This window comes from Bacillus sp. Au-Bac7 (assembly GCF_021341655.1).
Lineage (GTDB): Bacteria > Bacillota > Bacilli > Bacillales > Cytobacillaceae > Niallia.
This window is the reverse complement of record NZ_JAJTTG010000003.1, coordinates 510599-535565: the sequence shown is the minus strand read 5'-3', so window position 1 is coordinate 535565 and position 24967 is coordinate 510599. Positions and strand designations below refer to the sequence as shown.

25 protein-coding genes and 2 pseudogenes are annotated in these 24967 nt (G+C 36.3%); 24 read left to right on the top strand and 3 right to left on the bottom strand.

Features of this window, described 5'->3' with window-relative positions; translation table 11 throughout:
- The 18 genes and pseudogenes from LXM54_RS15660 to LXM54_RS15575 all read left to right on the top strand — a co-directional run.
- Positions 1-141, top strand: a 141-nt coding sequence (locus LXM54_RS15660; RefSeq protein ID WP_325169581.1) for a JAB domain-containing protein, incomplete at its 5' end; no start/stop codon positions are given.
- A 12-nt stretch (positions 142-153) separates the two neighbouring features.
- Complete coding sequence (locus tag LXM54_RS15655; RefSeq protein ID WP_233316133.1) at positions 154-453, top strand: hypothetical protein; 300 nt, start codon at positions 154-156, stop codon at positions 451-453.
- 209 nt (positions 454-662) lie between these two features.
- The gene (locus tag LXM54_RS15650; RefSeq protein ID WP_233316131.1) at positions 663-1022 is read left to right on the top strand and encodes a hypothetical protein; all 360 of its coding nucleotides are present in this window, start codon (positions 663-665) and stop codon (positions 1020-1022) included.
- Between the two features lie 18 nt (positions 1023-1040).
- Positions 1041-1340 (top strand): DUF960 family protein, encoded by a 300-nt coding sequence (locus LXM54_RS15645; protein WP_233316130.1) that lies wholly within the window; start codon positions 1041-1043, stop codon positions 1338-1340.
- Between the two features lie 30 nt (positions 1341-1370).
- Positions 1371-1625, top strand: a complete 255-nt coding sequence (locus LXM54_RS15640) for a hypothetical protein (protein WP_233316129.1) — start codon at positions 1371-1373, stop codon at positions 1623-1625.
- A gap of 189 nt (positions 1626-1814) precedes the next feature.
- Positions 1815-2075 carry a hypothetical protein gene (locus tag LXM54_RS15635; protein ID WP_233316128.1) on the top strand — a complete coding sequence of 87 codons (261 nt, stop codon included), beginning with the start codon at positions 1815-1817 and terminating at the stop codon, positions 2073-2075.
- A complete protein-coding gene (locus tag LXM54_RS15630; RefSeq protein WP_233316126.1) occupies positions 2072-3226 on the top strand; it encodes a hypothetical protein in 1155 nt (384 codons plus the stop codon). The genes LXM54_RS15635 and LXM54_RS15630 overlap by 4 nt, the downstream gene beginning before the upstream one ends.
- A gap of 222 nt (positions 3227-3448) precedes the next feature.
- Positions 3449-3760 (top strand): annotated as a pseudogene (locus tag LXM54_RS15625) (cyclic-phosphate processing receiver domain-containing protein).
- A gap of 224 nt (positions 3761-3984) precedes the next feature.
- On the top strand, positions 3985-5055 hold the full coding sequence (locus tag LXM54_RS15620) for a hypothetical protein (RefSeq protein WP_233316125.1): 1071 nt from the start codon (positions 3985-3987) through the stop codon (positions 5053-5055).
- A gap of 104 nt (positions 5056-5159) precedes the next feature.
- Complete coding sequence (locus LXM54_RS15615; protein WP_233316123.1) at positions 5160-5333, top strand: hypothetical protein; 174 nt, start codon at positions 5160-5162, stop codon at positions 5331-5333.
- Positions 5334-5567: 234 nt separating this feature from the next.
- Positions 5568-6050 (top strand): hypothetical protein, encoded by a 483-nt coding sequence (locus LXM54_RS15610; protein ID WP_233316122.1) that lies wholly within the window; start codon positions 5568-5570, stop codon positions 6048-6050.
- 60 nt (positions 6051-6110) lie between these two features.
- Complete coding sequence (locus tag LXM54_RS15605) at positions 6111-6521, top strand: hypothetical protein (RefSeq protein ID WP_233316121.1); 411 nt, start codon at positions 6111-6113, stop codon at positions 6519-6521.
- A 31-nt stretch (positions 6522-6552) separates the two neighbouring features.
- Entirely contained in the window at positions 6553-7065 is a 513-nt protein-coding gene (locus LXM54_RS15600) for a hypothetical protein (protein WP_233316120.1), read from the top strand.
- Positions 7056-8819 (top strand): DNA primase family protein, encoded by a 1764-nt coding sequence (locus LXM54_RS15595; protein ID WP_233316118.1) that lies wholly within the window; start codon positions 7056-7058, stop codon positions 8817-8819. The genes LXM54_RS15600 and LXM54_RS15595 overlap by 10 nt, the downstream gene beginning before the upstream one ends.
- A gap of 690 nt (positions 8820-9509) precedes the next feature.
- On the top strand, positions 9510-10055 hold the full coding sequence (locus tag LXM54_RS15590) for a recombinase family protein (protein ID WP_233316117.1): 546 nt from the start codon (positions 9510-9512) through the stop codon (positions 10053-10055).
- Positions 10018-11706: a recombinase family protein gene (locus LXM54_RS15585; RefSeq protein WP_233316116.1), complete on the top strand. Its 1689-nt coding sequence runs from the start codon at positions 10018-10020 to the stop codon at positions 11704-11706. The genes LXM54_RS15590 and LXM54_RS15585 overlap by 38 nt, the downstream gene beginning before the upstream one ends.
- A gap of 17 nt (positions 11707-11723) precedes the next feature.
- The gene (locus tag LXM54_RS15580) at positions 11724-12014 is read left to right on the top strand and encodes a hypothetical protein (protein WP_233316115.1); all 291 of its coding nucleotides are present in this window, start codon (positions 11724-11726) and stop codon (positions 12012-12014) included.
- Between the two features lie 329 nt (positions 12015-12343).
- On the top strand, positions 12344-13648 hold the full coding sequence (locus LXM54_RS15575; RefSeq protein ID WP_233316114.1) for a hypothetical protein: 1305 nt from the start codon (positions 12344-12346) through the stop codon (positions 13646-13648).
- Positions 13649-14112: 464 nt separating this feature from the next.
- On the opposite strand, the gene LXM54_RS15570 is transcribed toward LXM54_RS15575, so the two are convergent.
- Positions 14113-14595 (bottom strand): GyrI-like domain-containing protein, encoded by a 483-nt coding sequence (locus LXM54_RS15570; RefSeq protein WP_233316113.1) that lies wholly within the window; start codon positions 14593-14595, stop codon positions 14113-14115.
- 109 nt (positions 14596-14704) lie between these two features.
- Between LXM54_RS15570 and LXM54_RS15565 the strand changes: the two genes are divergently transcribed.
- Entirely contained in the window at positions 14705-15667 is a 963-nt protein-coding gene (locus LXM54_RS15565; protein ID WP_233316112.1) for a helix-turn-helix transcriptional regulator, read from the top strand.
- A 219-nt stretch (positions 15668-15886) separates the two neighbouring features.
- Here LXM54_RS15565 and LXM54_RS15560 read toward each other — a convergent pair whose 3' ends face one another.
- Positions 15887-16648 carry an IclR family transcriptional regulator gene (locus LXM54_RS15560; protein WP_192486404.1) on the bottom strand — a complete coding sequence of 254 codons (762 nt, stop codon included), beginning with the start codon at positions 16646-16648 and terminating at the stop codon, positions 15887-15889.
- 360 nt (positions 16649-17008) lie between these two features.
- Here LXM54_RS15560 and LXM54_RS15555 point away from each other — a divergent pair, with 360 nt between their 5' ends.
- The 4 genes and pseudogenes from LXM54_RS15555 to LXM54_RS15540 all read left to right on the top strand — a co-directional run bounded on the left by LXM54_RS15555 (position 17009) and on the right by LXM54_RS15540 (position 23137).
- Positions 17009-18391, top strand: a complete 1383-nt coding sequence (locus LXM54_RS15555; RefSeq protein WP_233316110.1) for an MFS transporter — start codon at positions 17009-17011, stop codon at positions 18389-18391.
- A gap of 5 nt (positions 18392-18396) precedes the next feature.
- A pseudogene (locus LXM54_RS15550) lies at positions 18397-20001 on the top strand (glycoside hydrolase family 43 protein).
- A 193-nt stretch (positions 20002-20194) separates the two neighbouring features.
- Positions 20195-22177 (top strand): YjhG/YagF family D-xylonate dehydratase, encoded by a 1983-nt coding sequence (locus LXM54_RS15545; RefSeq protein WP_192486407.1) that lies wholly within the window; start codon positions 20195-20197, stop codon positions 22175-22177.
- Positions 22178-22228: 51 nt separating this feature from the next.
- On the top strand, positions 22229-23137 hold the full coding sequence (locus tag LXM54_RS15540; protein WP_192486408.1) for a dihydrodipicolinate synthase family protein: 909 nt from the start codon (positions 22229-22231) through the stop codon (positions 23135-23137).
- Between the two features lie 200 nt (positions 23138-23337).
- On the opposite strand, the gene LXM54_RS15535 is transcribed toward LXM54_RS15540, so the two are convergent.
- Positions 23338-23823: a hypothetical protein gene (locus LXM54_RS15535; protein ID WP_192486409.1), complete on the bottom strand. Its 486-nt coding sequence runs from the start codon at positions 23821-23823 to the stop codon at positions 23338-23340.
- Between the two features lie 251 nt (positions 23824-24074).
- Between LXM54_RS15535 and LXM54_RS15530 the strand changes: the two genes are divergently transcribed.
- Positions 24075-24953 carry a radical SAM/SPASM domain-containing protein gene (locus LXM54_RS15530; RefSeq protein ID WP_233316168.1) on the top strand — a complete coding sequence of 293 codons (879 nt, stop codon included), beginning with the start codon at positions 24075-24077 and terminating at the stop codon, positions 24951-24953.
- Positions 24954-24967: the final 14 nt, after the last annotated feature.

The window sequence follows — 24967 nt, the reverse complement described above, 5'->3', positions numbered from 1 at the left end:
GACCCAGAGCCGAGCAGGGAGGATATTGAGGTTACAAAGCGGCTGGTTGAGGCAGGAAAACTAATTGGAATTGACGTTCTAGACCACATTATTGTAGGAGAAGATTCATTTACATCTTTGAAAGAAAAAGGATCCATTTAAGGAGGGGGTTAGATGTTTTCGCATGATCAGGTAGTTAAATTCATGGTAGGGGAGCTAGGTGTTATTGTGGATCAAAATAGGCTTGGTGAAGAGACGGTAGAACTTTACCAGGAGGAAATTGACGAGGAGATCATTTCATCAAAGGGTCTTGCCCATTTGCCTAATCCTGTAACTGTACAAACATTCGTATACGATGATGAATTCTTAGTGGAGTGGGTAATTGGTATCGCATTCGATGTGACCGCCAAATACCCACTCCTTTTGTTTTGCCTAAAGGATGGTGTCAGCGTATATGAAAGATTACTGATTTAACCAATTATGATTCCCTTTCATTATTAGAAAGGGGGTGGGTTTATTGTGGCAAAAGATATTAATACCAATTATCGTAGCGGTAGCAACTGAAGTAATAAAAATTATAAACAATGACGACTTCACGAAAAGAAATTAGCAACAAAATTAAGCCGCTGGCATGTGCTAGCGGCTTTTTGTTTAAGCTGAATAACTATTCAAGGAGGGAAGGTATGAAGAAAATTCATACATATGAAGAATTTGTGAAGATAAAAGAAATTTTGCCGAAGGATTTTATGGAAGAAATTGAGGCTCACCTTCTCCACCTTTTGGAGCAGGAAGGAATTGAAGAGGAACAATCGATTCGCCTTTCTAGTAGGAAGGCTATAATCCTCATTGAGGAAAACGATGAATTACTTAAGATTGTAGGAGAGTTGATTGATATAGAGTATATTGAAAAGTCAACTGCTGCTGACAATACCACATATTATAGAATCGCTAAGCGGTACGATCATGAATATCAGCTGCTATATACCTTGGCAGGCGTACATGACGACCAAACAGAAGAGTGGCTAAAGAAATATTCTGAGTAATGTAAAGGGGAATTGAATGTGTTTGAATTACAAAAAGACAGTTACATGACAGGAACAGTTAAAACTGAGTTAAGCCAGGAACACCAACTCTTCATTCTAAACTACATTACAAGGTTCCATAAACAAATGACTGATTATTTTCAGATATTTGAGTTTTTCGTTCAAGGCGACCATCAATGGCTGCTTCATCGTCAAGAGGAACCGGAAATAGAGACCCTGGTAAAGGTAGATTTGCAGGAAGCTTTACCAATCAGTCAAAAAGTTTGGGCTATGGATGAGCAGGATCATATAATCATCCTTCTTCCGGAAGATTATTGATTAAAATTTAATGGAAAAGGAGCGAGGTAAATGCTAGGAACATATCATAAGATAACTATTGACGGTGAAACATTCTTTCGGGAGTATAATTCAGGACTGGACAGCTACGAAGATTTACTTACAGAGGAAGAGCTCATGGAAACAGTTATGAGTGAAATTGTAGCTGAGGAACTAGACATTGACCATCACCAAATTGAATGCGCTGTTAGAAGAGTCACTTCCCATAGTGATAGAGAAATTTTAAAGTATTATATCCGTTACCTTGAAAGGTTAATCAATGAATAGTTAACATTCAAAGGATTAGCATTTGGCCAAGTGAGTGTATACTTGGCCATTTATTTTTTTTGAGTGGAAAGTCCATAAAATAAAGTAATTTAGCTCTTATTTAAATGAGTCTTGTTATTTATATATATTCCTTTATATGGTATAGTATAGGTAAATAGAACCTATGTTCCTGTTAGGGAGTGCCACCAAATGTTCAAACAAAAGCGCCAAGGCCATTTTAAAAATAATGTTGAACTCAGTAAAGTTAAACGAGAAGCATTAAACGAAAAGTTCTTAGCTCATGTTAAAACGAATACAAGAGACAAAGAACAGGACCATAAAGAAGAAAATAGGGAAAAACAAAGGATTAAGGAATTCCAAAAACAGTTAAGAAAGGCCAAAAAAGAAATTGAGGAACAGAAAAAGCTTATTACTGATCTGAAGAAAGAAAATCGGACAGTAAGCAGATGAGCGGCTCACTAAAGAAGGAAAAGTGGCAACTACAAGAAGAAATTAATCATATTACAAAGCAATTCGACCACGAAAAAAAAGTCCTGAATATTAAGCTTAAAAACGAAATGAACCTAACAAAAGGGATGCAAAGACAACTAGACACACAAAAAAAGGAGCGTTCGGGAAAACTCAAGGGGCTTGAAAAGCAAATAGCTTTAGCAAAACAGATTGAAATGCTTAAGAAAAACAATGCTGAGCTTAAACAGAGGCTAGATAACTATGATTCGTTGGTTAAACAAGAGCATGTTGACTATAAGGCAGAGGTAGCGAAACTACTGAAAGAGCTCAACAGGTACAAAATGTTAGAAAACAGGTTAAGGAACAACCCAGAGGCTTTGTTTAAATATCTTCAACAACTAATGAATACCACACACTTGCCTGAGTTCCTCCACCTCTTGGAGCAATACATAACAAAGGAAAATTTAAAATATTTTTACAAGGAAGATCAGAATGTCTTCTATACATTCATGAGGAGAGTAAGTCTGCTTAGCTACCATTCTAAGAAAAAGACAATTAGTCCATTTGTTTTAAGAAATCCAAAAAACAGTAGTGAAAAAGATAGGCTTGGTTATCTTACTAAAGAAGATGGGGAATGGAAGTTCATAGATTTAACCAGTACCCCCGAAGCAAAAGAACTTCCAGTCAAGAATAATTCAATTATAGATTCAGCTAACGTGGAGTTGCCGGTGAGAGCAATTGTATATGAAGGGGTTGCAGAAATAACCCGAGTGTATTCTGGGCAGGAATTTAATCAAGGGAATAGTGGGCAAAACACTAACAAAAGGGTTACTAAACGCAAGACTTTTAAACCTTTTGGTAACTTTAAAGTTTTAATAGTTGGTTCAAGACAGATGAATGACTATAAGGAACGTCTTGAGAAGCATGGCTGTAATGTCGAAGTCCATAACCCTTATGAAGAAGGCTTCGAGCTTTTTAAGGGTAAGATAAGCAGGGCAGAAATTATCCTCGTTTGTGAGCGACACGTACCACATAACGTTTGGGCCTACATAGATAGGCAGCAGCCATTTGTTAGTGTTTTGAAGAAGGATAGTCCAGATCTTATCGCAACCTATGCATACATAACATTGCAAAGGTGTGAATTAATTTGAATAGGCTTTCAGCAAAGTAGTCGTTTTCAATGCGAATCACACCAATTTATTTGGTTTAAAACCATTAAAACCGAATAAATTATTGAGATTTTTTAAAAGCCAAAAATATCAGCTATTCTGCAAATGTAAATGGTACCATTAAAAAGATTAGGAGTTAACACTAATGAAAAGTGAAAAAATTAACTTTACGTTGACGACTTAAGGGATTGTCCTAAAGGATTTATAGTCGCGCGGAACACAGAAGAAGCCATTCATTATATTGAGAATTACAAGATAAACATACTTTCGCTAGACCACGATTTAGGAGAAGATCATGATGGTAACCTTATGCCAACAGGGTAAGATTTAGTAAAGTATTTCTGTGAAAAAGGATTACGAGCTGACCAAATATATATACACACCGATAACGGTGTTGGACGTGACAATATGTATCATACTCTTAAGGCTGCTCAAAGAAGGGGTTTTATAGACGGTGACATAGGGATCTATCATTACTCCATCACACCAAATAAATACTCAGGAGATAGTTTGTGATCAGGGAAAGAATAAGGAATAGTTATCTGTCTAGAATAACTACTTAAATTTAAATAAGGGAGTTCCCAAAAAGAAAAAAGAGAAAAGAAAGAAGTGTGAATTACTCGTAAACATCGAGAGGTGGAAAGTGTCATGACAAAAAATTAGAAGAGTAAGAATTTTTTATACTCTAATTTATAATCATGGCAACAGAAACTAATTAGATTTATATAAGGAGCAAAATTATGTTATATGAGAAGGTAAAGCAAATAATAGAAACGGAAACAGAGGGGAAACGACCCTTTATAGTTGGCGTTGAACCCATAATAAATTATGTTTGTTTTTATTTTATATCCATACATCTACAGAATCACAAATATAATAAAAGTACTTCTATATATAAATATTCAAATAATATGTTTGAGAAACAGAATCAAGGGATTCAATTACTTGAGGCGGAATATGAAAGATTCAAATTCAACGAATATGAAAATACACTGGATTTCTTTAACAGGATAAATTATGAAAAAAAGCTGGAGTTGCTTGAAAGACAGGTTCAGGAAAGTAAACAAAGGAAGTATAAACTTAATCGTGGTATGAACCTAAAGGGAAATAGTGCGAGGTATCAAGGTAATAAATTAATGGAGTATCAAATATACGAATTTAAAGGTATGCTGAAAACAAAGTCCTCTCAGAATTTAACTAAGACTTATAAAAGACTAGTTAGTGACAAATTTTATCTTTCAAAAATAACTTTTAAAGAATATAAAATGTTCATTGAGACGGAAAAAGAAAGGATTAGGAAATCTAGCTTGGAGCACAAAAATATTCAATTTTATAAATTGGAGAAAAGGTTAGGATTCGAGTTAACTAAGTGTATTTCAAGGGGGATAAAAAGATTAAGGAACTGCAAAAATGTTAATTTAAAAGCGGCTATCTCTGATTTATTAGCTTTAAATCTAATACCTCTGATTGACGTACGCTGCAATTATGTAGATTTGTACACAGCCTCAGAAGATTTATATATGTGGAAAAAAGAGATTACCTCTTTAGATATGCTGATAAAACAGGCCATAAATTATATCTTTATATACCTAGATGTGTCTGACCCTAATTCAATAAGTGAAGAAGACTGGAAAAGATTCGAAATGATTTACCGAGACGGTTCATATGAAAATAACTATCTTATAAGAAAAGATTTTAACTCGGAAGATTTTACTTTATACATGGAAGTCCTTAACGACTTTAATAGGGAACAGTTTCAGAAAGCCAAAAACGCTATTCAAAATAATGAATTGGAAAAAGAAAACCATTGAAATTAGAAAGGGGTTCCTCTTTGGGAAAGAAAACACAAAATTAAATAACGGACCAGGTGCATTAAAATCAATAAGGTGAAATTAAAGTGAAGGAGTAAATAGGTTTGAAAAAAAGACTTAGAAAAAAAATGCTTAAAAAAATGTCTGAGAAGATAGAAATATCTAAGCTAGAGATTAATAAAGAGAATATATTAAAAGTTGATAAAAATGGCGTAGTGCAAATCGATTGGAATAATCCAATACATGTAGATATATATAATCGATGGATAAAAGATTGAAATTTACATTGTGAATAATAAGACATTTAATCCAGAAAACCTGACAGAGGCAACGATATCGTTGCCTTTTTTTATGTTGAAATATAGGTAATTTCCATTAAAAAAAAGGAGTTTTTCTTTTTTTTCTGAAAACCCCACATTTTACCCAAGAGCAAAAAGCGAATTAACTCTGTAAAATTCAATTCTGTAATCATTAACACAAAGAGTCATTGTGAAACGAAAGGGGAGATTATCGTGAAAAAAAACATAGACCTGTCTGACGAATTTATTGATTTTAGGCTGAGAACTATCTGGACGCCGAATTTTCAAGCTAAATATCAGCTTGATGAAGACAAAGTTTACGAAGTGGAACACATTAGGGCTAGATTTTCTTATAATGTTTTGTCAATGCGAAGGGCTCAAGACGAAGACCAATGGGACAACTTCAAAAGTTTCATTGCAAAAGATTTTGATCAGTTGGATTTACCTCCTTGTCACCTTTATGTTAGCCGTAAAGAATTATTGGCAATGTGGTTTATTCCTGAGCAGCTAGTAGTAAAAGGTTTTGAATCTCAGCAGCAAAAAATCCTCTTAGAAAACATTGTTGAAGACCTAACTAAGCTAAATCAATGTTCTCTTAAAGAGATAACAATCTCTGGTGGGCAGTGGTCACTTAAGCAGGAGGAATACTTGTTAAGAATTTATCGAGTAAATCAGTTTATTAAAAAGATGCAGTAAGACAAAGAGCAATAATTCGCCTATGAGTACAATTCAAAAATTTGAGGAGGCTTAGTATAGATGTCATTACAATCTACACTAAATAATTTTTTTAGCGGGAACCTTAATTTGTTTGATGGGGCCGAAGAAAAATACGAACTGACAAAAGCGCATTATGACAGCTTCTTAAGTCATGATTTTGCACGACAAGGTGAGCTATGCATTAACGATTTGATTTACCTTGCGGAAATTACACAATACAAGAAAGAGTCATTAAGCGAAATGACGGTAGAAAACCGCGAAATCGCTAAAGGGGTAATCATTAAAGGTTTAGGTGAGTTGCCATTTAAACCTGTTGGTTATGAGGTTCGAGAAAACTCCATAGTAGTTTGTTGGTATGTAGTACCATTCTATCCTGCTCCAGATCCAGGAGAATTACCGGGACAGAACATTATGCTGGATGAGTTTGATCGCCCTCGAGATGATGATTAGTAATACAACTAGTTATAAGGAGTTGAAGAATGTGATAACAAGGCAGATATCTAATTACCTGAAAGCAATAAGAGTACTTAATGAGAAATATGCCAGGAAAGATCACTGTGATGGTACAAATGCTCTTTATCGACTAGTTGCATCCCTTTCACTAGACAAAACCTTTTCTGCCAAAGACTTTGAAAGCTATCTCCTCTATCTTACCAAGGAGTTTGAAAAATTGGATGTTCGGCCAAATGCTATCTGCGTGTTGGAAACAAAAATTGATGTCATATGGTATCCCCGAGATTTTCAGATGGTGATGAATCGAGGTCAATATGCAGGGTTATGTCTTGAATTTGCCGAGTTTCTCAACAAAAGTCATTTGAACTTAGAGATTCAAGAGGACAGCTTTTCAGAAGACCCAGAGGACAGGGTGAAAAGTGTCTCAAACGATATTATTAATTTTTTTCCAGAGTTCAATGCCAGGTGTTTCGGTTCTAATGAACCGATCGCAATATTAAATCTAAATGACAAATATGGATGGGGTAAAACATGGCTGTAAGAAAAACAAAGCGAATCATTACACCTGGAGAAAAAGAATGGCTTGATAAGAAACAGGCCGAAATAAACAAAGTGGCATCTTCTAATGAAGATGTCCAAATTCCTAAAAAGGATAACCAGCTGTTAGAGGACGACTCAGAATGGGATTTATCTTATTTACAAGATAAATTCATTCCATCCGTTCATATTCCTAGCTCCTGTGACGTAATAAGAAGGTTAATTGGTAAAGAGGAAGACGAGGGTTTATCAATTCTTGCAAAAGCATTTAATGAGGTTGCAGGGGAAAATGGCAGGGAATTCTTTGCCAAAACACTTGAATCTGCAGGTTTTTCTCTTGAATCATCTAAAAAATCCCTTTATGAAGCATCTAAGGGTTTTGCTAAGGAAACTGTGCCGAGCTCTGTTATTGAGGAGGTGAAATTTTTAATAAAGATAAGCAAAGCGACAGATAGCGGCTTTATTTACGACGAAAAGAAGGGCTCTTATAGCTTTAATCCTAATCTTTTTGTAAGACATTTTGTAAAAAGAATAACAGCTTGTGCTACAAAAGATGGGAGAATTTATCTCTATAATCCCAAGGGATATTATCAAGAGATGTCAGAAGTTATGCTTGGGAAAATAATCAGGCAAGTAATGAACCAAGGATGTAAGGACAGTTGGACAAGCAAAAAAGAGTCTGAATCTGTGAAGGCTTTACAACGGGAACTTACAATAACTGATGAAATGAATTCCTCAAAGGAATTTATAAATCTGCAAAATGGCATGTTGAACTTAGTGGATTTTCACATATATCCACACGATCCCAAGTACCTTTCGACAGTTCAGTTACCGATATGCTATAACCCGAAAGCTGATTTCCCTCAGTTCCAGAAGTTTATCCAAGACATAACTCTAAATGATAAAGAGATGGAAATGGTACTCCAGGAGGTAATGGGCTATGTTTTAACAGCTGAAACAAAAGCTGAGAAAGCATTTTACTTATTTGGCAGGGGTGCAAATGGAAAAAGTGTCTTGGCTAGTATCATGACTGACTTGGTGGGCAAAGAGAATGTGAGTAATATACCTCTTGCTAATTTTAATCAAGACTTTGGTTTAGAGAGCATTATTAATAAGACTGTTAACATCTCCATGGAAAATGAGATGGTTGGTAATAGCCTAAAAACTGATAATTTTAAGGCTATTGTCAGTGGAGACAGGATTAATATTAATATTAAATACAGGTCTCACATTAACTATGAACCTTTTTGCAAGCTGATCTTTTTAGTAAACACGCTTCCTGATACTAGTGATACAACAGAGGGATACTTCCGAAAGATCCTCATAGTCCCTTTTAAAAGGACTTTTAGGAAAGAGGAGCAGGATGTTCACCTGAAAGATAAACTGCTACTTGAACTACCTGGTATCCTGAATTGGGCATTAGAAGGACTTGAGCGCCTACGGGGAAATAACTACAGATTCAGTAAATGCAAAGCCATAGAGGAGAGTGAGTATCTCTATCTATTGGAGCAAAATCCTGTTCAGTCATTTGTTGATGAAAGGGTTGGTGTAGGGCGAGGTGCAACTCGAAAGCCGGATATCTTTCCGGAATATCTCAAATGGCTAGACGCTCAAGGGATTGACGATAAGGGAACAAGGTCAAGAAATATATTTTGGAAGTATTTCAACTTGGTCCTTGAGAACCTCGGAACACCTATTAGAACAGTAAAAAGAAACGGTACAGATTATTTAGATGGTATACAAATAGTAAATTCATAGTGTTTTGGGGGCCAGGGGGTTACCAAAATAAAAACTTTTACAGTAAGGAAGAGATCTATCACTTGTAATAATAGTTTCTTTTTTAATAGCCCCAAAGCCCCCAAAATATCCTCATACTTGCCGAGAGAGGTTGGGGGTTTGGACATGGCGACTACCTGCCGCAATACTCTGGCATAAATAACAAGCTACTTCTTGGCACTGAACCAACTAACAGTAAACAAGGGGGAAGCCCGGGGCTATCAATGTATAAGGAATTGATGACAAAGGAATAAAATCACGTCAAGTATTCTGGCTCTATTTTTAAAGTAATTTTAGATATTGAAAATATCCCGATTCCTAAGAAGTAAGTGGAGGGAACTACCTACTATGAGGTATAAAGCTGATTGAAATGGAAGATATCCAATTCCCTACTCTAGCTGACAATTCAATTTTATGGGGGTGTAGGGGGTGTGTGAAAAGCAAAAATACCAATACCTAAAGCTAAAAATCCAATGAAAAAAGTTTTGTTTTTAGCTAACCACCCCTCCCCCCATTTCTGTACAAGGAAATAAAATATATATTATTACTTCGATGAGGAGAGCATATCATGAATGAAAAAGAAGTTTCTATCTATGAATATCAAAATCTGTTAGACATCTTAGCAGAAATGGTCACAGAGTATCTTGCAAAAAAAACCAAAGGAGAAGGCCAATGATTAACAGAGATGAAAAACAAAAGCAAAATCAAGACAACCTGGCAATCTACACTAGAAATACATCTTGGACCCAACCCGAGGGGTATCGGGTCTACCGAAATATCCAGGTCTTAAAAGACAAATGCAAGCGGGCAGGATATCAAGTTAACAGAGTTTACTCTGAACCAAGCTCGAAATATTCAAACAAAGTAAGACCAGTATTAAAGCAGATGTTAAAAAATGCTGCTGATGGTTTGTTCAAGGTAGTCGTTGTTTGGGATGTGTTTACACTCACTCCTGATGGAGAGGAGCTTCAAAGAATAGAAAGGGAGCTTGCTAGATATGGAGTGAAAATTTGCTCATTGAAGGAGCATATTGATACTTCTACAGCAGAAGGATTGAGAGTGTTTGAGTACATGTGCAAATTACTCAATACGAGACATTTAAGATTAGCAGCCATGCAAGGGATTCCGCTGTCACAGGTGGCAAGTTGGTTAATTGAAGATGAAAATGGGGGTGAACGTTATGCCGAACTATGCGAGACAGCTCAACGATCAGGTTGACCAATTTAGCCGAACTGGCACACAGAAAAGAGCCGCTATCTATGCTCGAGTCTCCACATTGGAACAGGCGGAGGAAGGGTACAGTATCGACGAACAGGTCCGGGTACTAAGGGAAATGTGCGAGCGAGAAGGTTACGTGGTTCATAAGGAATACGTGGATAGGGGTAAAAGTGGTAAAAATATCAAGGGACGACCAGCTTTGCAACAATTACTGCATGATGCCAAGGGTAAAGACTTTGATTTGGTGCTCGTTTGGAAGGTGAACCGCTTTTCCCGGAAGACAAAGGACTTACTTAATATTGTCGAAGAACTGGAAATAAGAAACATTGTTTTCCGTTCTTTTACTGAGCGCTACGAAACGGAAACTCCAGCGGGGAAAATGCAGTTCCGTATGTTGGCAGTCATTGCTGAATTTGAAAGAGATAATATCGCACAAAATGTAAAAATGGGGATGTTGGCACGAGCGAAGGAGGGTTCTTGGAATGGCGGCCAGGTGCTTGGTTACGATGTTGTGAGTGTTCCAGGAGAAAACCGTAAGAGAAAACTCTCAACACTTGTTGTTAATCCAGCAGAAGCGCAAACGGTTCGAAAGGTATTTGACCTTTATGTTGAGGGGAATGGCTACAAATCCATTGCGAACAAACTCAACAATGAAGGACACCGTACAAAAAAGAACAAAGACTTCTCCATCAACGGGGTAAAAACGATTCTGAGCAATCCCCTTTATGCAGGACTTATTCGCTACAATGTCCGGAGAGATTGGAACGAGAAGAGAAGAAACAATATCAATCCTCACCCTGTGATTGAAAAGGGGCAGCACGAAGCCATCATTTCAGAAGAAACATGGGAAAAAGCAAAAAATATCATGGAGAGCAGAAGCGGCAAGCCTAATCGAATACATGACGGCGAGTTCCCGCTCACTGGTATCATGAAGTGTCCTGCATGTGGGGCAGGAATGGTGATTGGGAGGACTACGAATACACTCAAAGACGGAACAAAAAAGGTTCTGGAGTATTATGTATGTGGAGCTTGGAAGAACAAAGGTTCAGCGGTTTGTCGCTCGAATGGAGTTAGAACAGATTATGCAGACCCCCATGTACTTGAAAAGCTATCAAACATAGCCAAAAGTGATGTGCTTATAGAGCAAATTGTTGAACGGATTAATAATAAGAAAGAACAAGATTCTTCTCCGCTTCAACACGAATATGAGACCTTGAAAAAGGTACTAGAATCCAATCAACAAAAGAAAGAGAAGGTCCTTGGTTTGTACGAAGATGATTTGATTCAAAAAGCAGACCTTGTGCAGCGGCTATCCACTTTGAATCATGAAAAGGAACGACTTGAAGAGAGACTATCTCCAATTGAACTGCAGATGGGGCAAGGCGGTACACAACTCATAAGCTTTTCAATGGTCAAACAGGTCATGCAAAACTTCAAAAGTGCCTATCAAGAGTCGTTAACCAGAGAGCAGAGGAAAAGGCTTATGCACCTGCTCATCCGTCAAATAACCATCAATAAGGATCGAAAGATTGATACGATACAAATACAACTCAATAAAGAAGTTGCAAAACACTTCACCTTTAAAGGGGGAGAGGATTCATCTATTACGGATGAGTTCTCTCCCCCTTTTTCTATTTTAATCGACCTATGAAAAGGAGCAAATTACCTATGAGCATTATTAATGTATTCAGGAATTACATGGAGGAGCATCACCCACATTTAGCTTGGAAGGACTGGAAAGCTGATGTTAGAACTCTTTCAGTGGATGACATAAACAACGAAGATGTTAAGGCTACTATTCCAGATGAAAACAAACCAGAATTAACATGTTGGTTATTCTTCTACGATGGCGGTGCATCGAACGTTGTGTATTTATTACAGGATAAGCAAGGTCTGAAGGATATAGGGATTGGACTCTTGAAAGATGGAGAACTTGTTAAGCCTATTAGCTTTCTATAGTGACAAGGCAGTTGGAAAGGTAGCACAATCAAATATGCTTACTCGTAAGAGAGGTTTGCTCTAAAAGATGATTCGTCTAATCTTTTATGTCTACTTTTACGGTAAGGGAGGTGACCTCACGACACCAAATGAAGGAGAGTTTAATCAATTAATAATGGATGAAGAAAAGAATATAGAGTTTATTGAAAAAATCATAATCAATATGGAGACTTCTCTTAAAAAGATTGGCTTGCTTCAGTTTAAGGATACACAACTCTATTACCTTTTAAGATATAATTAAAAGTATATATGGATTTATTAGGAAACTAAAGGTAGGGTCGTGAACATTCATGAAAACAAGGTTCGAGAGTTGGTTTGAAAATTATAATTTTCCTGGAGATGCTGACACTCTCTTTAAAGAAGCAGTTTTGTGTTATAAGATTTCTGCTTACAGAGCTTCTTTCATTATGTCATATTTAGGTATCCAAACTGTCCTTCGAGAAAGGTTGCTTAATTCTCACCACAAGCCTAACAATATGCCACAAAACATGTGGGAGAAAAAGTTAGAGGAACTTAAAGATGACAATGCATGGGATAACACGGTTTTCGATTTAGTTAATAGAACAAAACCAGACAATCCTTTCGTAATAACAGATGATATTAGAGTACAGTATTCATATTGGAGAACCATAAGAAACGATTGTGCTCATGCGAAAAGTAACATTGTAAGCTATCCACATGTAGAGGCATTGTGGTTGTTTATTGAATCAAATTTGAATAAATTTGTTGTAAATGGCGGAACGGCTGGTTTGCATGAAAAAATTAAGAAACACTTTGATACTAGGTATACTCCTCCAAATACAGATGTTTTACCTATTGTCAAAGAAATTCCTCATGCTATGACTAAAACAGAAATACCCTTATTTTTAAAAGAAGTTGATGATTTCTTTGAAGAAACAATATTGAAATTTAATCATTTTGATGAAGACAGTGAAGACTTTAATTTTTGGAACCATGTAGCAAACTCAGAAGATGCGATATTAAGAGAGGCATTTATAGATTTTATCAAAAGTGATTGGGATATTTTTAGAAAATTTATAGTTGTATTTTCAGGGAAACTGTATGAAATTTCAAGTGATGGTGAATTCATTAGAGAGTTTTGGTCATCAGAAATTTGGGAGCTTTTTAAATGGGGTAATATAGATGGGTGGAAAATATTAAAGGTTTTACTGGACAACAAAATTATTCCTGCAGAAGAATTAGATGAATTTATTAAGAAATTATATAAGAAGGCAAAGAGAAACCCTCCAGAATTCATGATAGATTTTCTGAAAACAACCGACTATTTTAAAATGTTGAAAGCTAGTTTGTTTGAATGTAGGAGGATGTCAAAACCATTCGGCATAGAATTTGCAAATAATCACTGGGATCGAATTAGATTTTACCTTAAACATATGGAGTTAGATAGTGTAGTTGTTTCCGAGTTAAATTCTGCATATTTAGCATCCTCTTATGGTGAATTTAATAGAGAAATGACAAAGTTATTTGAAACAGATACTGCTTTTAGTCAAATATATAAAAAAATCATACAAGATGAAAAGTATAAACTTCCAAGTATCCTAGAGAAACGGGAAGATACTCCTGATGAAGAGTAAAAATCCTAGCTTAGGCGAGTAACAGTAATAGGTCAGTTTCTTTATTCACTAGTTAAGATAATTAATTTATACTTTCCATCAATATTTTAAATAAAACCTCATTTAGATACATCACGGAGAACCTTATCATAAGTGAATGTTTCTCTCGTTCGCAAGCAAGTGTATGTAAAACGTGAGGAATAATCATGTCAGGACTAAAGGTGTTAGCTTCTTAGCTAGGTCGAAGTAATGAACGGCACATAAGCTTGTTCAAGTAGAATATCATGATAGTATGGTAGAAATAGTTACCGGGAAAAGAGAAGCACTTAACAGCTTCTCAACTAAAAAGAGTTAAAAATGCTTATAAAACATTAAAAGCTAATTTTTTGTTCAGTCAGGATAATCTTATTAGAAGGAATATCCTGACTGAACAAATACAAATTACAGCACTCTAAGTCAATTGTAATCACATTTGCTATTAGCTTTTATTTCTTAACAACCGGAATCCACATTTCCCCATATATTAAACCTTTTCGCTGCTCCATCTCAACACTTGCGTTTGGTCCACCAACATAAGCGATATTCTGTACTTCTGGCAAGACTTGACCAAAGGCAATCCCAGTAAGTTTATTGCTTAGCTCCTCAGCTGTCAGTGCTTCTCCTTTGACAATTAAATAGAATCCTTTAGGAAATTGGATAACTCTAGATTCCTCTTCTGGTAAGGTTTCCTCTGACATGACACCGGCATAATGCATCATTTTGTTATTCACTGCCTCGTTAACAGCAAAAATATAGTCATTTGTAGCGAGTGCTTTTAAAGTGTTAAGTCTTCCATCTTGTTTGACAGCTTCCCAAAAATCTGACTTTTCTTTATTTATACCGGCATAGTCTGTATAATCGCTTTTTAGCTCAATTCCCAAACCTAAAACCGTAAAGCTTTCTTTTTCTTCTAAAGTATACTCCGCCATATTCAAAACCTTCCTTCTTGAAATTTTTCAAATGACTTGTGTTTTCACTTGATGTGTTTATAATAACCTTTAATCATGTCAAAAAATGATACTGTTTAGGAGATCCTTTATGAAAAAAGTTGAACGGATTAATACTGTTATGCGCTATATTAATAATCGTGCCCATTTTACAATTTCTGAAATCATGCAAGAATTTAATATCTCTCGTTCAACAGCTACCAGAGATATCAAAGAAATTGAAAGTATGGGAATGCCGCTTGTTGCTGAGGTTGGAAGGGACGGAGGATATTATGTAATGAACAACTCTGTTTTGCCTAATGTTCACTTTACCGATAGTGAAATCAAAGCTCTTTTTATTGCCTTCATGGCAACAAGAAATCAACAGCTCCCGTATCTTAAGAGCAGACAGTCTTTGGCTGAAAAGTTACTTGGCCTTCTTTCAGAAAATCAACAAGATGATTTAGTGCTTTTAAATCAAATTTTACTGTTTGAAGGAACCAATCCTCATAATCCTGATCTGCTTGATTTATCAGATCTTCCACATCCAACATTGGAGAAACTTATCCAAACACTACTTTTGGATAGCTATTTACTGATTACCATTAAAGAGGGGAAGGAAATAAGCTCTTATCCAATTTTTCTCCTGCATCTGTACCGTGAAAAAAGTCTATGGATAATTGAAGGCTTTGATTTAAAAGACGAAAAGAGGAGAATTATTCCTGTCGACAATCTCACCAATGTAGAACCATATCCTACAAAAAATAGAGTAAGTAAGAAAAAAATTTTAGAAAAACTAAGTAAACAGCAGGAAGTATACAATATTGTCTTGGAACTTGGTCCAAGGGCGATTGCACAATATAAAAAATACCATCCACTAAAGGTATCCATTTCTTATACGAATCCTTATCAAACTGCAGCTATTCTAAAGGTTTTTATTAACGTTAAAAATCCAGAGGAATTAACTGAATGGACAAACTGGTTGCTTTTTTTAGGTAGAGATATCAAGGTCAAGGAATTGCCTGAAGAGGTTTTAGATGATTTGCGAGAGAGATTATGGTTATTTGATGCATAAGCGGTGCTAGTTATCAATATATCTCGAGCGGTGCATTACGACAAATAACTATACGTAAGATAGAGTAATATAAATAGCGTAGAAGTTTATCAGATTTTAATTATTGAGAATAAGGTAGCTAGACATAATCATTATCTTTAATGTTTAGCTACCTTTTAAAAAGCTAAGCTATAATCAAATCACTCTTTTACTGTAGTAAGATAATAGACTCCTTCAAGGCTATAGTCCATGATAACCCAATTGCTTTGATAGTTCTTGCCCGGATTTTTTCAGTAAGGTAATATATTCATCCAATTCACTATCATTAACCCTAGCAGTTAAGGTGGAGATACTGATGCCAGCAATTACTTTATTCTCATGGTTTAAAAGTGGTACAGCAATACAGCGTACACCTTGTTCATTTTCCTGATTATCAACAGCATAATATTGGGCACGTACCTTTTCAAGTTCTTTTAATAGGTTTGCTTCATTCGTAATGGTATTTTCAGTTGGTTGGGTGTATTCGTAACTATTTAACAAACGTTTAATATCTTCAGGCAACTGATAAGCCAAAAGGGTTTTACCAAGTGCTGTAGAGTGAAGGGGGATTCTTTTTCCTATTTGGGAATAGCGGATTACCGCCTTTTTACCCTCTACCTTATCAATATACACACTATATTGACCATCTAAAATTCCGAGATGTGCAGTTTGACCGGTTTCCATTGATAAATATAGAAGATATTTTCTAGCAGTTTGTCTTATATCCAATGTATTAACAACAACATTACCTCGTTCCACCAGTTTAAGTCCTAATCTGTACTTTCCATTTTCGTTATTCTGACTAATATAACGCTCTTCCAACAGGGTCTTCAGCAAAGAATGAAGAGTACTTTTATGAAGACCCGTTCGTTCACTTATTTCCGTAATTTTCAGTTCTGTTGTATGTTCATTGAATAAATCTAGTATCTTAAGTGCCCGTTGGACCGATTGAATAAGGGGCATAGTCAACCCTCCTTTTAGTTTTATAATATAAAACAAAGTATCGTTATTATAAAAGTAAATTATATATTAAGCAAATATTTAACTAAAAATTCAGAAATGAAATGGCTTTCTTTTTAAGAAGGTGTTATAATTTGGACGAATAATCTAAATAATAAAATGCTGTTTTATAATATAAAACAAAATAAAGCTGTTTGAACATAGCTTAGAATGGAACAGTATTTTACAAGAAAGAGGGGAACAGCAAAAGAAGTAATCATTTTGTAAACTTAGTTCGTCTAATAAACGAACTAAGTAGATTTACCTCATGTACCTAAATGTTATTTGCTTCAAGTAAAAATAAGGTTTATAAGGGGGATTAGGATGAATACAAGTCTTGCTGAGAAAATACCAGCAGTACCTAAGGGAAAAATTAAAATGAAGGAAAAGGTTGGTTATGCAACCGGAGATTTAGCTTGCAACTTCATTTATCAAACAGTAAGCAGTTACTTGTTATTTTTCTATACGGATGTTTTTGGGATTACTGCTGCAGCAGCTGGATTAATGTTCCTCATTGTTCGTATGATTGATGCAATTGCAGACCCACTTATTGGAATTTTTGTGGATAAAACGAATACGAAATATGGAAGATTTCGTCCCTACCTTTTATACGGAGCTTTTCCATTTGCAGGTGTAGCCATCCTTTGTTTCACAACTCCAGGGTTTTCTGACCCTATGAAGTTAGTGTATGCCTATATAACATATACACTATTATCAATCACGTATTCTGTAATAAACATTCCTTATGCAGCACTTACTTCAGCAATTACTCAAGACAATAAAGAAGTTGTCAGTTTAACGTCTATTAGAATGCTATTTTCAAATACTGGTGGATTAATTGTCTCCTTTGGAGTACCTCTCTTGGCTGGGATTTTTACTACTATGACTGGGAAAACAAGCAGTGGCTGGCAAATTACAATGTCACTCATGGGTATTTTAGGAGCTTTACTGCTAATTTATAGCTTCAAGAATACAAAAGAACGAGTTCCAATAAATCACTCGAAAGAAGCAAAGGTTAATGTGAAAGATATTTTTCTTCAACTAAAGGTAAATCGTCCGCTACTAATTGTTTGCTTTTTCTTTATTTTAAATTTTGGTGTTAACTCAATTGTCAATTCAGTTGGAATTTACTATGTCACTTATAATGTTGCAAGACCAGATTTAGTAAAGTGGTACGGTTTAATGGGAACGCTTCCAGCTCTTGTTCTAATGCCATTAATGCCAATGCTATACAAATGGATGGGAAAGAAAAAGTTGCTATTCACTGCTCTAGCTTTGAAGGCAGTTGGCTTAATTGCCTTATTCATGATTCCTGCAACAATGGTTCCACTTGTGTTTGCAGGGCGTTTAGTATCGGCATTAGGTACCATAACAGCAGGTGCATTTACTTGGGCATTAATTCCGGAAACCATTGATTATGGGGAGTATAAAACAGGTAAACGGGCGAGTGGTGTCATTTATGCATTGGTTGGATTTTTCTTCAAGTTTGGTATGGCAATAGGAGGAATTGTTCCGGGCTTAATCTTATCAAAGTTTGGTTATGTCGCTAATCAAGCTCAAACTTCAACAGCATTAAACGGTATTTTAATAACAATGACTGTGATACCTGCAGTGTTTGTTATCATCGAGCTTGTTGCAATTTTCTTCTATAAGTTAGATGAAAAAGAACACAAAAGAGTGCTTGCTGAATTAAATAAGAGAGGATGATGAACATGACAACGATAAAGAATCCAGTATTAAAAGGCTTCAATCCAGATCCAAGTATTTGTAGGGTTGACGAGGACTATTATATTGCAGTATCAACATTTGAATGGTTTCCTGGAGTACAAATCTATCATTCAAAGGATTTAGTCAACTGGCATATTATTTCGCGCCCGTTAAATCGAGTTTCATTAATTGATATGAAAGGAAATCCAAATTCAGGCGGCGTATGGGCACCGTGCTTAACTTTTGCCGACGGGAAATTCTGGCTTATTTACTCTGATGTAAAAATGCATTCAGGTGCATGGAAAGATACCCATAATTATTTAACAACCTGTGAAACAATTGATGGTGAGTGGGCAGACCCGATTTATTTAAATAGTTCAGGCTTTGATCCTTCTCTTTTCCATAATATAGATGGAAGAAAATATATTGTTAATATGCTTTGGGATCAGAGGACCTATAAACACTCATTTGGCGGTATTGTTATGCAAGAATACTCCCCTGAGAAAAAACGTTTAATTGGGAAGTCACAGGTGATTTTTGAAGGTACAGACATCAAGCTGACAGAAGGACCGCATTTATACTACATTGACGGTTATTACTATTTACTAACAGCAGAAGGTGGAACAAGATATGCGCATACTGCAACTCTAGCCAGGTCTAAAAATATTGATGGACCATATGAACTGCATCCAGATCACCCGTTTCTTACTTCTTGGCACGACCCATGAAACCTATTGCAAAAATGTGGTCATGCTTCAATTGTACAAACACATACAAATGAATGGTATTTAGCCCACCTGACTGGTAGACCACTGCCACATGATGATAAACCTGTGTTGGATTTTCGTGGGTTTTGCCCACTTGGAAGAGAAACGGCTATTCAAAAACTGGAATGGAGAGACGGTTGGCCATATGTTGTTGGTGGAAAACAAGGCTCAAATGACGTAGAAGCACCAAAAATGGAGGAAGTAAAGTGGGAGCAGGATTTTAAACCAATTGACCACTTTGATAGCACTACCCTTAATCATCACTTTCAGTCACTACGGATTCCTTTAACAGAAGATATAATGTCCTTGACAGATAAACCAGGAAATCTACGACTTTATGGTAAAGAATCGTTAACGTCCTGCTTTACGCAAGCAATGGTTGCCCGTCGCTGGCAGTCGCTTCACTTCAATGCGAGTACAGCAGTTTCTTTCCAACCTACTACTTACCAGCAGGCTGCAGGTTTAGTTTGTTATTACAATACCGAGAACTGGACATCTATACAAATCACTTGGAATGAAGAAAAGGGAAGAATTCTTGATATTGTTAGATGCGATAACTTTATTTTCTCACAACCGCTTGAAGGTACAGAAATTCAAGTTCCAGATACGGTTGAGTATGTTCATTTAAGAGTAAAAGTTAGGGTGCATACCTACCATTTTTCCTACTCTTTTGACAACAAAACTTGGACGGATATTCCTGCAATCTTTGAGTCTTATAAGTTGTCAGATGATTATGTCAGACTTAATGGATTTACTGGAGCATTTGTTGGTTTACACTGTCAGGACACGAGCGGGGGAAGTGTACCTGCTGATTTTGATTATTTTGTCTATGAAGAATTATAGTAGTTAGCTGGTCATTTAGGTAGAAGAAGTGATTTATCTTATCATTCTAAATATCTTAAAAAAGCAAACGAAATAAAAAATCCAATAATAGTGGTTGATTATAAAAATGCTGATTACAAAAGGTAATATAGTCATTTTTAAATCAGCATTCTCTGTTACGTTCATTAAATAAAAAAATCAGAGGAGGTTTACTATGGCGATAGATTCTATTTTCGGTACTAATAAAGCAATTTATAAAATAAGGACACATGCAGCTGGACCAGAGGGTTCCTTACCATTAACTCCTGAAATGTTAAGAGAACGTCCGAGCGGAGATATTTTTGGGATGACTATGAATGCTGGTATGGGGTGGGACCCTGCCAAATTACTTGGAAAAGAAGTATTGATCATAGGAACATTGGGTGGCATTCGTGATCAAGACGGCACACCGATTGCTTTAGGCTTCCACACCGGTAATTACGAATTAGGACTTCAAATGAGGGCTGCTGCTGAAGAAATTTCTAAGTTGGGCGGGGTGCCTTTTGCATCCTTCGTAAGTGACCCATGTGATGGTCGGTCTCAAGGAACACCAGGAATGTTTGACTCGCTTCCTTACCGTAATGATGCAGCTATCGTAATGAGACGGTTAATTCGCTCCCTCCCAACTGGACGTACTGTAATAGGTGTTGCTACTTGTGACAAGGGCTTGCCGGCGACAATGATGGCGCTCGCTTCCATGCATAACCGTACAACTATCCTTGTTCCAGGTGGTTCTACTCTCCCTCCTACAAAAGGAGAGGATGCTGGACAAGTTCAAACAATTGGTGCGAGATTTGCAAATAATGAGCTTTCATTGGAGGAGGCTGCAAGACTTGGTTGTGTAGCATGCGGATCTTCTGGAGGAGGATGTCAATTCTTAGGAACAGCAGGAACAGCCCAAGTTGTTGCAGAAGCACTGGGATTGGCATTGCCCCACTCTGCTTTGGCACCTTCTGGTCAGCAGGTCTGGGAAGAAATTGCAAAACAGTCAGCAAGAGCGGCATTGGAAATGGAAAAGAAAAGAGTTACTACGAAGGATATTATTACAGATAATGCAATTGAAAATGCGATGGTTATTCACGCTGCCTTTGGAGGATCTACAAACTTGTTGCTGCATCTCCCAGCTATTGCACATGCAGCTGGATGTAAAGTACCGACAGTCGATGATTGGGAAAGAATTAATAAAAAAGTTCCTCGTTTAGTTAGTGTATTGCCAAATGGGCCAACTAATCACCCAACTGTTCGGGTTTTCTTAGCTGGAGGGGTACCTGAGGTTATGCTTCAACTAAGAAAATTAGGACTCCTTCACGAAGGGGTTCTTACAGTGACGGGAGAAACGCTTAGAGCAAATCTTGATTGGTGGGAAACATCTGAACGCCGTCAAATATTTAGAAACCTATTATTCGAACATGATGGAGTTCAACCGGATGATGTCATCATGAGTCCCGTTCAGGCTAAAAACAGGGGCTTAACTTCAACGGTAACGTTCCCAAAAGGAAACTTAGTACCAGAGGGTTCTGTTATAAAGTCAACATCTATTGATCCAACTGTAGTTGGGGAAGATGGCGTATATCGCCATACAGGACCAGCTAAAGTTTTTACCACTGAAAAATCTGCTATAAGAGCAATTAAGTTAGGTGAAATTGAAGCTGGGGACATTATGGTTGTGATGGGTGGGGGCCCATTAGGAACAGGGATGGAAGAAACGTATCAATTAACATCTGCTTTAAAGCACTTGTCTTATGGAAAGCATGTTTCCTTGATAACAGATGCACGATTTTCTGGTGTTTCAACAGGGGCATGCATTGGTCATGTTGGACCAGAGGCCCTAGCAGGGGGGCCGATAGGTAAGTTACGCCATGGGGATATGATTGAGATTATTGTAGATCGGGAAAATTTAGTTGGATCTGTTAACTTCGTTGGAACAAAAGACAAAAGTTTGAATAATGAAGAGGCAGAAAGTCTTTTAGAAGCACGTAAGCTGCATCCAGACCTTAAACCGAATCCTGGTTTGCCAGATGACACACGTTTATGGGCTGCGCTTCAAGCGGCTAGCGGAGGTACTTGGAAGGGTAGTGTTTACGATACGAATCGAATCATCGAAGTTTTAAATGCTGGTATGAAAGCTTTAAATGAAAAGATTGAGAAAGAAGTATAAAAAATAGATGTTAGGAGTTATGGGGTTAAGAATAAGAAAAAGGAGAGACCTATGAAAAAAGCTCAGTTTTTAACACCTGTAGTTACTGCTTTTGATGCTGAAGGGAATTTGGATCATCAGGCGAACAAAAGTATTTATGATTTCTTAATTAACGGGGGAATAGACGGCTTAGTTATTATGGGGAGTACCGGGGAATTTTTCTCTATGCAGTACAATCAAAGGGTTGAACTAATTGACCTAGTGGTTAACCATGTAAGGCATCAAACAAAAGTATATATAGGAACTACTTGTATGTGCTTGGAAGAAACGATTGCTCTTTCTAATTATGCAATAGATGCTGGTGCGGATGGAGTCATGATTATTAGCCCATACTATTTTGCACTCTCAGATGAAAGTATTGAATATTATTATGATCAAGTTGCAAATGCAGTAAAAGGTGACATTTATTTATATAATTTCCCTGTAAGAACTGGTCATGATTTGTCCCCAGAGGTTACTCTTAGTCTCCTACGGAAGCATGAAAATATTAAAGGATACAAAGATACAGTTACAGAGATGGCCCATACGAGAAAGTTAATTCAAACAGTACGAAATGAATTTCCTGACTTTATCATTTATTCTGGTTTTGATGAGAATTTTGCCCACAATATTCTCAGTGGAGGAAATGGATGCATCGGTGGACTTTCAAATGTATATCCAGAAATCTTTTCAAAATGGGTAAAGGCAGTTGACGCGAATAATTTTGAAAAAATAGCCTTTATACAAAAGATCGTTAATAAAATGATGGAGCTATACGATATTGGTAATCCATTTATCCCTATTACAAAAAAGGCGATGATGATTAGAGGTATCTCCTTACAAGAATTTTGTCAGAAGCCATTAATTAGTCCTAATCAAAAACAGACAGAAGTAATTGAATCTCTAATAAAAGAAATAGATGGATTGATTACTATAGAATAAATTGTAAGTCGAATTTATAAGCCAAATTGATTATTATCAGTTTGGCTTATTTTTAACTAGTTTAGAGCCATTAGCTGTTGAAAATTATTTATTCTAAATATATTTCAATACTCAAATTAAGCATTTATTAAACAAATGGAAATCGTTTAGAGAATTAAGAGTTCAAAATCCATTTTTAAAATGTGACACTAAGTCAGTTCTTAATCATCTACACGTTTTGCTCTAGACCGTTTAAACCCGCCGTCCTGCCACAGTTGAAACAAATAGATGATTAACGAAAAACCGACCATCATAGCGACAACAGCTATTGTAGGCAAACTCGATTTACTTGAAACCATTCCTAGCCGTTGCCATATTGGGTAAACTATGTACATAAATCCCCCGTCCAAAAGGATATTAACAATCAAATATATCCAAAACTTCTCATAAGTAAAATGAAATACCCAGATAACAATCACTAAATAGGCTCCATATACCCAAGGAACCGGAATGATTTTATCCCATCCGAACAGACTAGAACCTGTCTCATTCCACCATCCATAATGATGAGCCGCTTGATAGGCCAAGGTATGAATAACGGTCATAAAAAGAGCGACCGGCATGTATCTGCGGACAGTATCCATTTTCAAAAAAAACAAGGAAAGCCAAGGCACTATCAAGAGTGACCAGAGGATGATCTGTTTCATGTTTATTTAATACCTCACACAATAGTTTTATGATTAGTGTTGCTCTCGGTTCTTATATTTATTCGGATGCATCCTTTAAAAGTAACTAAAATATAATTGTGATTCCATATATAATGGAATCTATACATAACAAAAATAATAACGCTAGTTTCCATGAATAAGTATGTTTCTATTTATGAACAAATATGCTCTAATAGGGATAGATAATAGTTCATACAGATGTGAGTAGTTAAAGAAGTGAGGAATTAATGGTGAAAAAATTCAAGAAGTTTTACTTAGAGATTACAAGTGTATGTAATCTTGCATGCAGCTTTTGTCCGCCAACAGAACGACAGAAGCAATTCATTTCTGTGGAGGATTTTTCTAAGCGATTAGACCAAATTAAACCGCACACAGACTATATTTATTTACACGTAAAGGGTGAGCCGCTGCTTCATCCTAAAATAGGCGATTTGTTAGACGTAAGCCATGAAAAAGGGTTTAAAGTTAATATTACAACAAATGGAACATTAATTAATAAAAAGAGAGAAAAATTACTAAATAAGCCTGCGCTAAGACAAATGAATTTCTCACTCCATAGCTTTGATGGCCATATTGGTTCTAAAGATAAGGAAGGGTATGTGAGAAGTATTCTTTCCTTTATTAAAGAAGCTACGAGCCAATCTGATATGATAGTTTCCCTGAGATTATGGAATCTCACTCAAGATAATACGACGAATTTGGAAAGAAAACGAAACAGAGAGTTGCTTGAAATTATCGAGAAAGAATTTGAGTTAGACTTCAAAATTGAAGAGAAGGTCACACCAGGAAGTGGTGTTAAACTAGCGGAACGCATCTTTATTAATCAAGATTACGAGTTTCAGTGGCCTGCATTACATGAGGAAGAAGATGATGGAAAGGGCTTTTGCTATGGTATGCGTAATCAAGCAGGTATTTTAGCAAACGGAACGGTTATTCCTTGTTGTTTAGATGGTGAGGGAGTTATTAACCTTGGTAACATTAATGATAATTCATTTTCTGATATTATCGAAATGGATAGAGCAAAAAATCTTGTAGAGGGTTTTTCACGAAGAGTGGCAGTAGAGGAACTCTGCAGAAAATGCGGATATCGTAAAAGATTTGGAAAATAGAGAGGCAATTGAGC

What these genes read in the sequence shown, in the direction of transcription:
- LXM54_RS15655 (WP_233316133.1), top strand. Translation starts at nt 154, where the DNA reads ATGTTTTCGCATGATCAGGTAGTTAAATTCATGGTAGGGGAGCTAGGT.
- LXM54_RS15650 (WP_233316131.1), top strand. Translation starts at nt 663, where the DNA reads ATGAAGAAAATTCATACATATGAAGAATTTGTGAAGATAAAAGAAATT.
- LXM54_RS15640 (WP_233316129.1), top strand. Translation starts at nt 1,371, where the DNA reads ATGCTAGGAACATATCATAAGATAACTATTGACGGTGAAACATTCTTT.
- LXM54_RS15635 (WP_233316128.1), top strand. Translation starts at nt 1,815, where the DNA reads ATGTTCAAACAAAAGCGCCAAGGCCATTTTAAAAATAATGTTGAACTC.
- LXM54_RS15630 (WP_233316126.1), top strand. Translation starts at nt 2,072, where the DNA reads ATGAGCGGCTCACTAAAGAAGGAAAAGTGGCAACTACAAGAAGAAATT.
- LXM54_RS15620 (WP_233316125.1), top strand. Translation starts at nt 3,985, where the DNA reads ATGTTATATGAGAAGGTAAAGCAAATAATAGAAACGGAAACAGAGGGG.
- LXM54_RS15605 (WP_233316121.1), top strand. Translation starts at nt 6,111, where the DNA reads ATGTCATTACAATCTACACTAAATAATTTTTTTAGCGGGAACCTTAAT.
- LXM54_RS15595 (WP_233316118.1), top strand. Translation starts at nt 7,056, where the DNA reads ATGGCTGTAAGAAAAACAAAGCGAATCATTACACCTGGAGAAAAAGAA.
- LXM54_RS15590 (WP_233316117.1), top strand. Translation starts at nt 9,510, where the DNA reads ATGATTAACAGAGATGAAAAACAAAAGCAAAATCAAGACAACCTGGCA.
- LXM54_RS15585 (WP_233316116.1), top strand. Translation starts at nt 10,018, where the DNA reads ATGCCGAACTATGCGAGACAGCTCAACGATCAGGTTGACCAATTTAGC.
- LXM54_RS15580 (WP_233316115.1), top strand. Translation starts at nt 11,724, where the DNA reads ATGAGCATTATTAATGTATTCAGGAATTACATGGAGGAGCATCACCCA.
- LXM54_RS15575 (WP_233316114.1), top strand. Translation starts at nt 12,344, where the DNA reads ATGAAAACAAGGTTCGAGAGTTGGTTTGAAAATTATAATTTTCCTGGA.
- LXM54_RS15570 (WP_233316113.1), bottom strand. Translation starts at nt 14,595, where the DNA reads ATGGCGGAGTATACTTTAGAAGAAAAAGAAAGCTTTACGGTTTTAGGT.
- LXM54_RS15565 (WP_233316112.1), top strand. Translation starts at nt 14,705, where the DNA reads ATGAAAAAAGTTGAACGGATTAATACTGTTATGCGCTATATTAATAAT.
- LXM54_RS15560 (WP_192486404.1), bottom strand. Translation starts at nt 16,648, where the DNA reads ATGCCCCTTATTCAATCGGTCCAACGGGCACTTAAGATACTAGATTTA.
- LXM54_RS15555 (WP_233316110.1), top strand. Translation starts at nt 17,009, where the DNA reads ATGAATACAAGTCTTGCTGAGAAAATACCAGCAGTACCTAAGGGAAAA.
- LXM54_RS15545 (WP_192486407.1), top strand. Translation starts at nt 20,195, where the DNA reads ATGGCGATAGATTCTATTTTCGGTACTAATAAAGCAATTTATAAAATA.
- LXM54_RS15540 (WP_192486408.1), top strand. Translation starts at nt 22,229, where the DNA reads ATGAAAAAAGCTCAGTTTTTAACACCTGTAGTTACTGCTTTTGATGCT.
- LXM54_RS15535 (WP_192486409.1), bottom strand. Translation starts at nt 23,823, where the DNA reads ATGAAACAGATCATCCTCTGGTCACTCTTGATAGTGCCTTGGCTTTCC.